General features: G+C 72.0%; 14 protein-coding genes and 1 tRNA gene. 4 read left to right on the top strand and 11 right to left on the bottom strand.

Translation table 11 applies throughout. The annotated features are described in order from the left end of the window. Positions 1-150: 150 nt before the first annotated feature. The 7 genes from rplL to GVV76_RS03115 form a co-directional block, all read right to left on the bottom strand. A complete protein-coding gene (rplL, locus tag GVV76_RS03085) occupies positions 151-543 on the bottom strand; it encodes a 50S ribosomal protein L7/L12 (RefSeq protein WP_073451464.1) in 393 nt (130 codons plus the stop codon). A 69-nt stretch (positions 544-612) separates the two neighbouring features. Next, a complete protein-coding gene (gene rplJ, locus GVV76_RS03090; protein WP_159522238.1) occupies positions 613-1,134 on the bottom strand; it encodes a 50S ribosomal protein L10 in 522 nt (173 codons plus the stop codon). Positions 1,135-1,493: 359 nt separating this feature from the next. Next, positions 1,494-2,183 (bottom strand): 50S ribosomal protein L1, encoded by a 690-nt coding sequence (gene rplA, locus GVV76_RS03095; RefSeq protein ID WP_159522236.1) that lies wholly within the window; start codon positions 2,181-2,183, stop codon positions 1,494-1,496. A gap of 77 nt (positions 2,184-2,260) precedes the next feature. Next, entirely contained in the window at positions 2,261-2,692 is a 432-nt protein-coding gene (gene rplK / locus GVV76_RS03100; RefSeq protein ID WP_073451467.1) for a 50S ribosomal protein L11, read from the bottom strand. A gap of 179 nt (positions 2,693-2,871) precedes the next feature. Continuing rightward, on the bottom strand, positions 2,872-3,660 hold the full coding sequence (gene nusG, locus GVV76_RS03105; RefSeq protein ID WP_201292186.1) for a transcription termination/antitermination protein NusG: 789 nt from the start codon (positions 3,658-3,660) through the stop codon (positions 2,872-2,874). Between the two features lie 61 nt (positions 3,661-3,721). After that, entirely contained in the window at positions 3,722-3,952 is a 231-nt protein-coding gene (gene secE, locus GVV76_RS03110) for a preprotein translocase subunit SecE (RefSeq protein ID WP_159522234.1), read from the bottom strand. Positions 3,953-4,052: 100 nt separating this feature from the next. After that, positions 4,053-4,125: transfer RNA gene (locus tag GVV76_RS03115), tRNA-Trp, on the bottom strand. Between the two features lie 260 nt (positions 4,126-4,385). Between GVV76_RS03115 and GVV76_RS03120 the strand changes: the two genes are divergently transcribed. The 3 genes from GVV76_RS03120 (at position 4,386) to GVV76_RS03130 (ending at position 7,717) form a co-directional block, all read left to right on the top strand. Then, the gene (locus GVV76_RS03120; RefSeq protein ID WP_159624897.1) at positions 4,386-5,456 is read left to right on the top strand and encodes a DUF4862 family protein; all 1,071 of its coding nucleotides are present in this window, start codon (positions 4,386-4,388) and stop codon (positions 5,454-5,456) included. Between the two features lie 626 nt (positions 5,457-6,082). Beyond that, positions 6,083-6,352 carry a metal-sensing transcriptional repressor gene (locus GVV76_RS03125; protein ID WP_201288236.1) on the top strand — a complete coding sequence of 90 codons (270 nt, stop codon included), beginning with the start codon at positions 6,083-6,085 and terminating at the stop codon, positions 6,350-6,352. A 132-nt stretch (positions 6,353-6,484) separates the two neighbouring features. Then, positions 6,485-7,717: a pyridoxal phosphate-dependent aminotransferase gene (locus tag GVV76_RS03130; RefSeq protein ID WP_159624899.1), complete on the top strand. Its 1,233-nt coding sequence runs from the start codon at positions 6,485-6,487 to the stop codon at positions 7,715-7,717. A 473-nt stretch (positions 7,718-8,190) separates the two neighbouring features. Here GVV76_RS03130 and GVV76_RS03135 read toward each other — a convergent pair whose 3' ends face one another. After that, the gene (locus GVV76_RS03135; RefSeq protein ID WP_159522231.1) at positions 8,191-9,438 is read right to left on the bottom strand and encodes a phosphotransferase; all 1,248 of its coding nucleotides are present in this window, start codon (positions 9,436-9,438) and stop codon (positions 8,191-8,193) included. A gap of 130 nt (positions 9,439-9,568) precedes the next feature. Here GVV76_RS03135 and GVV76_RS03140 point away from each other — a divergent pair, with 130 nt between their 5' ends. Next, positions 9,569-10,678, top strand: coding sequence for an adenosine deaminase (locus tag GVV76_RS03140; RefSeq protein ID WP_159522326.1), 1,110 nt, complete (start codon positions 9,569-9,571; stop codon positions 10,676-10,678). Here GVV76_RS03140 and GVV76_RS03145 read toward each other — a convergent pair. The 3 genes from GVV76_RS03145 to GVV76_RS03155 form a co-directional block, all read right to left on the bottom strand. After that, positions 10,633-11,826 carry a UDP-N-acetylmuramate dehydrogenase gene (locus tag GVV76_RS03145; protein ID WP_159522229.1) on the bottom strand — a complete coding sequence of 398 codons (1,194 nt, stop codon included), beginning with the start codon at positions 11,824-11,826 and terminating at the stop codon, positions 10,633-10,635. The two genes, GVV76_RS03140 and GVV76_RS03145, sit on opposite strands and share 46 nt — an antisense overlap. Continuing rightward, positions 11,823-11,921 carry a 30S ribosomal protein bS22 gene (locus tag GVV76_RS03150; RefSeq protein ID WP_003792170.1) on the bottom strand — a complete coding sequence of 33 codons (99 nt, stop codon included), beginning with the start codon at positions 11,919-11,921 and terminating at the stop codon, positions 11,823-11,825. The genes GVV76_RS03145 and GVV76_RS03150 overlap by 4 nt, the downstream gene beginning before the upstream one ends. Before the next feature lie 159 nt (positions 11,922-12,080). Continuing rightward, on the bottom strand, positions 12,081-12,320 hold the full coding sequence (locus GVV76_RS03155; protein ID WP_159522227.1) for a helix-turn-helix domain-containing protein: 240 nt from the start codon (positions 12,318-12,320) through the stop codon (positions 12,081-12,083). Positions 12,321-12,654: the final 334 nt, after the last annotated feature.

Consider the following 12,654-nt stretch of genomic DNA (forward strand, 5'->3'; position numbering starts at 1 on the left):
GGTGGCGCCCCATGCGCTCATCGCGGGATCGCCTCCTGCCCCGCGCGCGCCTGGGCCCCGACCACCTCGCGGTGGTCGGGGCCCAGGATGATCAGTGGCTCCCTGCGCCGGCTCAGGCCGCGAGGCCGAGCGCCGACGCCGGGGACGGGGTCACTTGAGGGTGACGGTGGCGCCGGCGCCCTCGAGCTGCTCCTTGGCCTTCTCGGCGGCCTCCTTGTTGGCGCCCTCGAGGACGGGCTTCGGAGCGCCGTCGACGAGGTCCTTGGCCTCCTTCAGGCCGAGGGAGGTCAGGGCGCGCACCTCCTTGATGACCTGGATCTTCTTGTCGCCAGCGGCCTCGAGGATGACGTCGAACTCGGTCTTCTCCTCAGCGGCCTCGCCACCGGCGGCGGCAGCGCCGGGAGCGGCGGCCACGGCCACGGCGGCCGGGGCGGCGGCGGTGACGTCGAAGGTCTCCTCGAAGGCCTTGACGAACTCGGACAACTCGATGAGGGTGAGCTCCTTGAAGGCCTCGATGAGCTCGTCGGTGGTCAGCTTCGCCATGATGGGCGTTCCTTCCTGGTTAAGTGGTTCCTGCGCGGGCAGGATGGGGGATGACGCGCGCGGCCTGGATCAGGCCGCGGCCTCCTGCTTGTCGCGCAGGGCGTCGACGGTGCGCACGGCCTTGGAGGCCGGCGCGGCGAAGAGGTAAGCGGCCTTGGACAGGGACGCCTTCATAGCGCCCGCGGCCTTGGCGAGCAGAACCTCGCGGGATTCGAGAGATGCGAGCTTGTCGACGCCGTCGGCGGACAGCACGGAGCCATCCATGACACCGCCCTTGATGACGAGCTCCTTGTTGTCCTTGGCGAAGTCACGCAGGGCCTTCGCGGCCTCCACCGGCTCACCGGTGACGAAGGTCAGGGCCGTGGGGCCCTTGAGGTCCTCCGCGAATGCCTCGAAGCCGACCTGGCGGGCGGCGATCGCGGCAAGCGTGTTCTTCACCACGGTGTACTCGGCGTTACCGGCGAGCGAGCGGCGCAGCGTCTTCAGCTGGGCGACGCTCATCCCGCGGTACTCAGTCAGCAGCACGGCGCCGGAGGCGCGGAACTTGTCCGCGATCTCGGCAACAGCCGCTTCCTTGTCAGGCCGTGCCATGGGCCCTCCTTCCGTGGTCTGCCGCAGCGCCCTTCACGGAAGAAGCCCCGCGCCGGTGGGCACGGGGCTCGCAGCCCAGCGATGCTGGAGCGGTCTCGTCTCACCTGCGCCGGCCCCGCCCGTGGCGGACTTGGTCCCGCTCGCGCGGGAGACCTGCGGTCTTTGGCACGTCACACTCTGCCCGCTGGCCGCGCCCCCGCGCAAGCCAGGAGGGGGTCAGCGCGCGGTGTGATCGCTCACTGCCCCGGTTCACCCGCCACCGCCTCGGGGGCGCCCCGGAGGCGCCCGCGCGGGAATGACGACGGCGCCGCCCGTCCCAGCGTGGGGCGGGCGGCGCCGTCGGACGCGATCGCGGGCGGTCAGGCCTTCGTGACATCCATCGGGATGCCGGGGCCCATCGTCGTGGCCATGGTGGCCTTGAGGATGTAGCGGCCCTTCGACGTCGACGGCTTGAGGCGCAGGACCTCCTCAAGGGCGGCCTTGAAGTTGTCCTCGAGCTGGGCCTCGGTGAACGAGGACTTGCCGATGATGAAGTTGAGGTTCGCGGCGCGGTCCACACGGAACTCGATGCGGCCGCCCTTGATGTCGGTGACGGCCTTGGTCACGTCCATCGTCACGGTGCCCGTCTTGGGGTTGGGCATGAGGCCGCGCGGGCCCAGCACCCGGCCCAGGCGGCCGACCTTGCCCATGAGGTCCGGGGTGGCGACGGCGGCGTCGAAGTCCGTCCAGCCCTTGGCGACCTTCTCGATGAGCTCGTCGCCGCCGACCTCGTCGGCGCCCGCGGCGAGGGCCTGCTCGGCCCGCTCGCCCTGGGCGAAGACGATGACGCGGGCGGTCTTACCCGTACCGTGCGGCAGGGACACGGTGCCACGCACCATCTGGTCGGCCTTGCGGGGGTCCACGCCCAGGCGGAGGACGACGTCCACGGTGGAGTCGAACTTCGTCACGGACGTGGCCTTGGCCAGCTTCACGGCCTCGGCCGGGGTGTAGAGGATCCCGGACTGGATCTTCTCAGCGGCGGCGCGGTAGGCCTTGCTGCGCTTGGTCATCTGCTTCTCCTTGGCAGTCGTGGTGAACGGGCCGCGCATGGCCCTTCCACGGGGTCTTGATTAGGGGTGCCGGGGCCTCAGGCCTCGACGGTGATGCCCATCGAGCGGGCGGTGCCGGCGATGATCTTGGAGGCCGCCTCGACGTCGTTGGCGTTGAGGTCGGCCATCTTCGCCTCGGCGATCTCGCGCACCTGGGCGGCGGTCATCGAGCCGACCTTCGCGGAGTGCGGCGTCGAGGAGCCCTTGGCCACGCCAGCGGCCTTCTTGATGAGCTCAGCGGCCGGAGGGGTCTTGAGGACGAAGGTGAAGGAGCGGTCCTCGTAGACGGTGATCTCAACGGGGATGACGTTGCCGCGCTGCGACTCCGTGGCGGCGTTGTAGGCCTTGCAGAACTCCATGATGTTGACGCCGTGCTGGCCGAGCGCGGGGCCGATCGGCGGCGCGGGGTTCGCGGCGCCGGCCTGGATCTGGAGCTTGATGAGCCCAGAGACCTTCTTCTTGGGTGCCATGTGTATGGGTCTTTCTTGTCCGGATGCCGCGCGCCTGCCGCGCGGCGGTGCGCAGGAGCGCGCACGAGGGCCCATCCTAGCCCCCGCGCGGTACCCCCGTAGCGCCCGGTGCCCGGTATCACAAGCGCTCGCGCTGTGATACCGGGCACCGGCGCGGCTCGCCGCGGGGGCGGCTCGCCTCAGATCTTGGACACCTGCGTGAAGGAGAGCTCGGCCGGGGTGTCGCGGCCGAACAGGGAGATGAGCACCTGGAGCTTCTGGGTGTCCGGGTGGATCTCGGAGATCGTGGCCGGCAGCGACTCGAAGGGGCCGTCAGTGACGATGACCGACTCGCCCACGGAGAAGGCGACCTCGTAGACCTGGCCTCCGGCGGCGACCTGCGTGGCGGCCCCCTCCTCGGGGCTCGCGTTCGCGCTGGCGGCCTGCTTGGCGGCGACCTCCTCCGGGGTGGGGCCGAGTTGGGAGACGGCCTCCTCGAGGGTCAGCGGCACCGGGTTGTAGCGGTCCCCCACGAAGCCTGTAACGGCCGGGGTGTCCTTGATGGTGCGCCAGACGCGGTCAGAGGTCTCCGGGTCATCCAGGTCCATCCGCACGAACACGTAGCCGGGGATGCGGACCCGCGACACCTCCTTCTTCTTGTTGGAGGCCTTGATCTCGATGACCGTCTCCATGGGGACGACGGCGTCGAAGACGTAGTCCTCGATCTCGAAGTTCTCAGCGCGGGCCTTGATGTCCGCGGCCACGCGGCGCTCGTAGCCGGAGTAGGTGTGCAGCACGTACCACTCGCCGGGCAGGGAGGACATCTCCTTGCGGAAGTCCTCCAGCGGGTCGATGGCGTCGGCGGCGTCGGCGGCCTCGGGCGCGGCCTGGGCGGTGGCGCCCTCAGCGGCCTCCTGGGCGGCGTCGGCGGCGCTGGCGGCCCCGCCGCTCTCCTCGACAGCGGTTTCCTCGAGCGTCTCTTCGGACACGGTGTACCTGCTTTCCACTGGCTTCTTCAGGCTGACGGGTGGGCGCTGGGCTCGGCGGGACTCAGCCGAGGCCCCACATGACCAGGCGGTCGAAGATGGTGTCGAGAATGCCGGTGAAGGCCATGATCGCGACGATGAAGACCATGACGACGACGAAGTAGGTCCACAACTCGTTCTTCGTGGGCCAGATGACCTTGCGCATCTCGTCGATGACCTGGCGGATGAAGCGCATGACGCGCTTGATGGGGTTGCCACTGCGCGTGGATGCGTCCTTGGCGGCGCTCTCGCTCATTGTCACGATCCTCGGGTGCTCGACGGTCCGAATCCTTGCCATCCCTGACGGGACGAGAAGACGAACCGACGGGATCTCCCGACAGATCCGCCGTTCTCAGCAGGGCAGGCGGGACTCGAACCCACAACCGCCGGTTTTGGAGACCGGTGCGCTACCAATTGCGCCACTGCCCTTCAGCGGTGACCAATCCTGCCACAGGTTCCCCCGGGAGTGGAAACAGCGACGGGGTGGGCTGCACCACTGCCAGCCCCCAGAGTCTCGGGAGCCAGCCCCAGAGCCTCGGGCAGAGGCAGGCATCCCAGGGAAATCCGCTATCGTGGTCCCCGTTGTCTGATATCCGATGAGAGGTGCCGACGACAGCTCGTGACCGCGCGCACCGCGCCCCGCGCCCGAACCGCCCCGGCCCTGCTCGACCTCACGAGAGGAGGCCACTATGACCACCGCCCGGAGCACCGCCGCAGCCCTCCCGATCCCCGGGGCGCCCAGCCCCACCGGCGCCGTCGCCGCCCAGCAGCCGGCATCGGGCGCCGGGGCGCCCGACGAGTCGCGCCCCGCCCCGAGCGCGATCCTCGGCGCCTACGCCTCGCTGCCCGAGTCCCAGGAGGACCAGGAGGAGTACTACCGGCTCCTGGCGCAGATTCCGGGCGCTCGCGGGCTCGAGATCCCCTTCCGGGACGACCTCGGCGGGGCGGCCGGCCTGCCCTGGCTGGCCTCCCAGCTCGCACCCCACTGGGACCGCAACATCATCACCGCGATCCCCGGGACCATGGTGCGCGTGTGGGCGACCGGCGCCTTCGGCCTGGCCTCCACCGATCGCCAGGGCCGCGCCGACGCCCTCTCCTTCACCCGCTCGGTGCGCGACGGCGTCGAGGCGCTGCGGGAGGCGGCCGGCCGCGACGTCGTGGCCGCCGTCGAGATCCACTCCGCGCCCTCGGGCGAACCCGGGGTGGCGCACAGCGCCGAGGCCTTCGGGGAGTCGCTGTCGCGGATCGTCGACTACGACTGGGGCGGCGCGCTCCTCCTGGTGGAGCACTGCGACGCCTTCGTGGCGCCCGACCTGGGGGAGAAGCGGCTGCTCGGGATCGACGAGGAGTTGGAGGTCCTGCGTGTCCTCAACCATCCCCGCGCGCGCATGTCCCTCAACTGGGGCCGCTCGGCCCTCGAGGCCCGCGACGCCGCCACCGCCTTGGAGCATGTGCGCCTCGCCCGCGCCGCCGGAGTGCTGGAGGGGGTCATGTTCTCCGGGGCCGGCCCCGCGGATACCCGCTACGCGAAGGCGTGGATGGATGGGCACCTGCCCCTCGACGTCGACGAGCCGGGATCGGTGATGGGCGCTGAGGATGTGCGCGCCTGCTCCCTGGCCGCGCTGGAGCCCATCGAGGGCCCCGAGGGGGCCATCGCCCCGGCCTCCTACCTCGGGGCCAAGTGCCAGGTCCCGGCCGAGGCCACCCCCGAGCAGCGTCTGTCCTTCCTCACCCACATCCTCGACGCCACCCGCGTCTAACCGCCCCTCATCACCGAGACCGGTCGAAATCATGAGCGAGACCGGTCCGCAGCACGCAGGGCGGGGTCATCGGGAAGCGCAATGCCCTCCCGCGCCACGCGCCCGGCTCCCTGCGGGCCCGCACCCCTGGGGCCCTCGCCTCCACCGAGGCCGCGCCCATCGACCGCGCCGCGCGCCGCGCCACCATCCACCGCGCCGACGCCGGGGCCAGCATCACCGAGGCCGGGCCCTCCTGCGCGCCTTTGACCGGCGGCGCGCGAGGCTGGGAGCCGATGAGCGCGGGGCGATCGCCGTCGACGACCAGCAGCGATCATCCGATCCCGCGACGTGGCCGGCCGGCGACGCCACTGCCAAGCGCGACGCCGTCGACGAGCGGGCCGGCGGAATGCGCCCGGCGCCCTCAACATCCCGGAGGGCACCCCACGCGATCACCTCGGAGATCCGCCCGACCGACCGCTGGCAGCGGCTCGCGAGGCGGGCCTGCGCGGCCACGTCGCGACCCGTATCCTCCTCCAGGAGGGGCGCGAGGCGCGCGATCTCGACGGCGGCCACCGCACCTGGTCCGCGGCTGGCGGGGCCGGCGCTCGGGACGACGCCGCAGCGCCCCCGATGAAGGAGGAACGACCATGGGCATCGCGCTCAACCCCACGGACCTGCATCCCACCATGGCCCGCCTCAAGCGGGCGCGCGGGCAGCTCGACGCCGTCATCCGCATGATGGAGGAGGGCCGTGACTGCGAGGAGGTCGTCGTGCAGGTCGCGGCCGTGAGCAAGGCGGTGGACCGCGCGGGGCTCGCCATCATCGCCTCCGGAATGCGCGCCAGTCTCACGAAGGACCCATCCGGCCAGATCCTGGAAGCGACCCGCCTGGAGAAGCTCTTCATGTCCCTGGCATGAGGGCGCGGGGCGGGGCGGCGGCATCGCGAGCACGAATCTCGCCGTGTTGATGGACCGGTCTCGTTGCCGATTTCGACCGGTCTCGGCGAGAGGGCGGGAGGGGCGTGACAGGCGGATAACCCGCGTGGGACCATGGGCCCTGTGAGCACAGTGAGCACCTCCCCCGCACGGCGCGTCTCCGCGCGCCTGTCCGCCATCGCCCCCTCCGCCACCCTCGTCGTCGACGCCAAGGCCAAGGCCCTCAAGGCCGCTGGTCGGCCGGTCATCGGCTTCGGCGCCGGCGAGCCCGACTTCGCCACCCCTGACTACATCGTCGAGGCCGCGATCGCCGCCGCTAAGGATCCCGCCAACCACAAGTACTCCCCCGCCAAGGGCCTGCCCGCGCTGCGCGAGGCCATCGCCGCCAAGACCCTGCGCGACTCCGGATACGAGGTCTCCCCCGACGACATCCTCGTCACCAATGGCGGCAAGCAGGCCGTCTTCCAGGCCTTCGCCTCCATCCTCGACCCGGGCGACGAGGCCCTCCTGCCCGCCCCCTACTGGACCACCTACCCCGAGGTCATCGCCCTGGCCGGCGGCGTCACGGTGGAGGTCTTCGCCGGCGCGGACCAGGAGTACAAGGTCACCGTCGAGCAGCTCGAGGCCGCCCGCACCGAGCGAACGAAACTCCTGCTCCTGTGCTCGCCGTCGAACCCCACCGGCTCGGTGTACACGCCCGCTGAACTCACCGCCATCGGGCAGTGGGCCCTCGAGCACGGCATCTGGGTCATCACCGATGAGATCTACGAGCACCTCCTCTACGACGGCGCCGAGCCCGCCCACATCGTGGCGCTCGTCCCCGAGCTGGCGGACACCACGATCGTCCTCAACGGCGTGGCCAAGACCTACGCCATGACGGGCTGGCGCGTGGGCTGGATGATCGGCCCGAGCGACGTCATCAAGGCCGCCACGAACTTCCAGTCGCACCTGTCCTCCAACGTCGCCAACGTGTCCCAGCGGGCAGCGCTCGCGGCGGTGGCCGGGGACCTGACCGCCGTGGCGCGGATGCGGGAAGCCTTCGACCGCCGTCGGAAGGTCATGGTGGAGATGCTCTCGGCCATCGACGGGCTCGCCGTCCCGACGCCGCGGGGCGCCTTTTACACCTACTCGAGCATCGAGGCGCTGATCGGGAAGTCCCTGCGTGGGACGGTCATCGACTCCTCCGCCACGCTGGCCTCGCTCGTCCTCGAGCACGCCGAGGTCGCGGTGGTGCCCGGTGAGGCCTTCGGCCCGTCCGGATTCCTGCGCCTGTCCTACGCCACGAGCGACGACGCGATCACCGAGGGCGTGGGGCGCCTCCAGGCGCTCCTGGCCGAGGTCGCCTGAGCGCCCGCCCGCCGGGCCTCCTTCCCGGGAGCGGTTCCGCCGCTCAGTACCGCGAGCAGGAGGCCCGGCCGACGGTGGGCCCGCGGCCTGTCGCCAGGTTCCATCAGGTCATCCCCGACCGCTCCAAAGGACGGGCGGAGACGCCGTGGGCCGCTGTCAGTCCGTGCTCGAGCCCATGGGACCGGACCCCGGCCCCGCCGTGTAAGTACTCGCCGCAGCGCGGCTGACGCCCAGTGGAGTCCGTGGGGATCGCGAGGATGAGCAAGGTCCAGTGGCGGAGGATGCGCGGTCAGGGACGTTGACGCGCTCCCCGAGGAGGATGCCGCCGACGGCGCCCGCAGCAGCCCGCGCGAGCACGAGCGGGAATCAGCGCGCTCTCCTGCGCCCAATGCGAACCGGTCTCGACGCTGTTTTCGACCGGTCTCGGCGCTGTTTTCGACCGGTCTCGGCGAGGGGGAGGGTGGGGAGCGGCGTCAGTGGGGGCCGCGGCGGGCTTGGAGCTCGCGGGCCTGGGCGAGCCAGGTCTCGGCGCGGGCCAGGCGGCCCTCAGCGTCGGAGCGCCACGGGCCGCCATCCTCGCGCCGGGCGCCCGCCACGAGGGACAGCACCACGCCGGCGGCCCGCGCCCGCAGCGCCACGGGATCCGCCTGCTTCTCGGCCAGGCGCGTCCAGGTCTCCAGGGCTGGGCGCAGGCGGGGGTAGGAGGCAGGGGCGAGGTGGTCGAGGACGCTGACATGCCCGAGCAAGCAGGCCAGGTCGTCCACGCGCCGCCCGGGCCCGAGAGAGTCCACGTCGAGCAGGCAGGAGACGGACTCGCCGTCCATGAGGACATTGGCCTCGTAGAAGTCGCCGTGAACCGGCACCACCGGGCCCGGGTCGGAGGTGGCCATGAGCTGGGCGACGCCGTCGGCGATGGCCCGGGCGCGCGAGGCGTGCTCGGGCAGCACGGTGGCGGCGGCGTGGGCGTAGTGGCGGGCGCGGTCGGACCAGGCCGGGTGGACCGGCAGATCCAGGGAGGCCCGCGGAAGAGCGTCGAGCAGGCCGGTGAGGTGGTTGAAGACGCGGGTGGCCTGCTCGGGATCCATGCCGCGGCTGAGCAGCCCGGACAGGGAGGCCCCCTTGCCGGTGGACAGCAGGACGAGGCCATCGGGGTCGTCCCGCAGCACCTCGGGGGCGGGGACCTCGGCCGCGGTGAGCAGCCGGTGCCGGTGAGCGAAGGCCTTCGACTGGGAGGGGCGCAGCACCTTGGCGTAGGCGGTGGAGGCATCGGCAAAGGTCACCTTGACCACCGCGCGGCGCGTGGGGCGGTAGGCCACCATCATCGCCTTGACCGGGGATCCCAGGCGCTGGGAGAGCAGGGAGGGCGTGCAGGCCACGGGGAGGGCGGGGAGCTCGGGGTCCCCGGGGTGCCGCCACACGTGGACGGCCGGCCCGTCCCCGCCGGTGGGCGCCACGCGGGTCAGGCCCGGTGCCTGCGGGTTGGTCAGTCGCGCCGTCGTCGCGCACAGGTACTCGGTGGAGCGGCGCCCATCCGCGGACAGCACGACGGCGGTGTAGCCCACGGACACGCCCGCGCCGGGGCGGTGGTGGACGGAATGGACCTCCCAGGAGTCCAAGCGCCTGCCCGCGGGGGCGAGGGCCGCGGACAGGACGGAGGCCGCTCGGGGCCCGGTGAGGAGCGCGACCTCCTCGGGCTCGCGGGATGCCGACGATGGACTCATGCCGATAAGTCTGCCGCACTCGGCGCCAACGCACATCCGACCAACGGGCGGTGCTCGTGGGAGAATCACCGCCGTGCCCACCGAGTTCCCCGGGCCGAACGCGCCCACCGCATCCGCCGCATCCACCATGATGAAGGCGCCCGCCCCCACCGATGGGCCGACCGACGCCCGGCGCTCCAGCACCGGCCGGCGCGATCTCGCCGCCCTTCCCAAGGCGCACCTCCACCTGCATTTCACGGGCTCCATGCGCCTGGACACCCTGACCGAGCTGGCCTCGACGTCGCGCGCGCGTCTGCCCTCCTCTCTCCTAGACGGCGATCCCCTGCGTGTCCCGGCGGACCACCGGGGCTGGTTCCGTTTCCAGCGCGCCTACAACACCGCCCGCCACCTCGTGGACTCAGAGGAGGTCATGCGCCGCCTCGTGCTGGAGGCCGCGCTCGACGATGCCGCGGAGGGCTCGCGGCGCCTGGAGATGCAGGTGGACCCCACCTCCTACGCGCCCTTCGTCGGCGGGATCACGCCGGCCCTGGAGATCATCCTCGACGCCGCGGCGCAGGCCACCGCCCTGACCGGCGTGGAGGTGGCGATCATCGTGGCGGCCTCCCGCATCCGCCACCCCCTCGATGCCCGCGCCCTGGCCAGGCTGGCCGCCCGGCACGCGGGTGATGGGCCGGGCCAGGTGGTTGGCTTCGGGCTGTCCAACGATGAGAGGGCCGGGGAGACCTCCGCCTTCGCCCCCGCCTTCGCCATCGCGCGGCGCGCGGGCCTGGCCTCTCTCCCCCACGGCGGTGAGCTGCTGGGGCCGGAGCACGTGCGCGAGGTCGTCTCCGCCCTGCGCCCCCACCGCCTGGGCCACGGCGTGAGGGCCGGAGAGGACCCGGCCCTGCTGGACTCGATCGTGGCGGCGGGCATCAGTCTGGAGGTGTGCCCGGCCTCGAATGTGTGCCTCGGGGTCTACCACCGCACCGAGGACGTGCCACTGCGGGCACTCATCGACCACGGGGCGCAGATCGCGCTGGGCGCGGACGACCCGCTGCTGTTCTCCTCGCGCTTGACGGACCAGTACGCGATCGCCCGCTCGCAGGGGCTCGACGACGACGCGCTGGCAGAGTTGGCGCGCGGCTCGATCCGGGCGAGCCTGGCTGAGGAGTCATCCAAGCGGCGCTGGCTGGCCGAGGTGGACGACTGGCTGGCTCACCAGCCGACGTGGACGGGCTCGGGGACGAGCGTGACGCCGTAGCGCTCGCGCACGCCGTCGACCACCGCGTCGCGCAGGGCGACCAGGTCGGCGGCGCTGGCCCCGCCCCTGTTGGTCAGGGCCAGGACATGCTTGGTGGACAGCGAGGCGCGCGGCGCATCGGGCAGGGCGAAGCCCTTGGGGAAACCGGCGTGGTCGATGAGCCAGGCGGCGCTCGTCTTGACCATGCCCTCGATGACGGGCGCTCCCCGCACCGTGTCGGTGGGGCGGGAGTGGTCGGCGACCGGGAAGCGGGGGGCGTCGTCGGGCAGGCTCGCGGCCTGCTCGGCGGTGAGGATCGGGTTGGTGAAGAACGAGCCGGCGGACCAGGTGTCGTGGTCGGCGTCGTCGAGGATCATCCCTTTGGAGCGGCGCAGGTCGAGGACGGCCTGGCGCACGTCGACCGCGGGGACGCGCGCGCCGATCTCAGTCCCGAGGGCGGAGGCGAGCTGGCCGTAGGCGATGGGGGCGGCGAGGCTGGCCTGGCGGACGTGGAAGCCCACGGCGAGCACCACCCAGCGGCCCGTCGGGCCCCAGACGCGCCCGCCACCGGTGGGGGCGTCCGTGAGCGAGCGCTTGATCACGGAGTCGCGGTAGGCCAGGCGCAGGTCCGCCAGCGGCATGTGGACGACGCGGCCGGTGAGGCGGTCCCAGGCGCGCACGGAGGCGAGGAGTTCGGCGACCTCAGCGCCGTAGGCGCCGATGTTCTGCACGGGGGCGGCCCCGACGCTGCCGGGGATGCCGGACAGCGGGGCGAATCCGGCCCAGTCGTCGGCCACCGCCCGGCTGACGAGATCGTCCCAGGCCACGCCACCGGTGGCGGTGATCTCGACGCCGCCACAGGCGGATTCGGAGACGACGCGGACCTCCTGGCGGCCGTCGCGCAGGACGAGGCCGTCGAAACCGGCGTCGGAGGCCACGATGTTCGAGCCGCCTCCGACCACGAGCAGCGGCGTCCCCGAGGCGTCGGCCTGGCGGACCGCCTCGATCATCTCCTCCTCCGTGGAGGCTTCGAGATAGTGGCCGAGGGGACCGCCGATGCGCAGGGTGGTGAGCTCGGCGAGGGAGGACGGCGCCCGGCCGCCCAGCGCCCGGGCGCGCGTGGGCACGCCCGGGGCGGGAGCCCCCGAGGCCCCCGGGGGGCGCGTCACTTCTTGTTGCGGCGCTGGTGACGCGTCTTGCGAAGCAACTTGCGGTGCTTCTTCTTGGCCATGCGCTTGCGACGCTTCTTGATGACAGAACCCATGGGTATTCCTCACAGTCTTACTTGCCGGGGCCCGACCGCGCCCCGGGATCCGAAGACGGGCCAGCGGGCGGCCGGACGGGCCTGATGGTCGGGCGATGACGGGCCCTCATGGGATGTCTCGACCCGGCCACTCATGTGACCCGGCGAGTCTAGCGGGTCTCAGGACCCCGAGGCCTCCGTCTCCCCGTGGCCCCAGTCACCCAGGCCAGCGGAGAGGTACTCGGCCACCGCGCGCTCGGGGACCCGGAAGGAGCGCCCCACCTGCATGGCGGGCAGATCGCCGGAGTGGACCATGCGGTAGACGGTCATCTTGGAGACCCGCAGCATGGCGGCGACCTCCGCGACCGTAAGGAAGGAGGGGGCGCCGGAGGCGGCAGGACTGGGAAGGGCAGGTGCCATGGATGCGGATCCCGTCAGTCAGGTTCGGATATGTGCACAGCGGGCAGCCCCGGGCGGCGGAAGGCGCTGAGGAGTCATGGGTGACGCGCCCTCCCGCCCGGGCGGTCGGCGCCGCGCAGGACTGAGCCCAATATAACGCCTGTCCCACCAGGCGCACACGTCCATCGCGTCCCCAAACGCACCACTCGTTGCAGATCACATTTTGGTCACGACAACGCCCGAGATCAAGAAGGGGAAAGCGACGCCGCGATGGCGCGCGCGGCCCATCGAAGGGGCCACAATGTGCCCGTGCCCTCATCCAGCAAGTCGCCCCGGCAGTCCCCGGGCCCCCTCT

The organism is Actinomyces sp. zg296 (assembly GCF_009829695.1).
Taxonomy (GTDB): domain Bacteria; phylum Actinomycetota; class Actinomycetes; order Actinomycetales; family Actinomycetaceae; genus Actinomyces; species Actinomyces marmotae.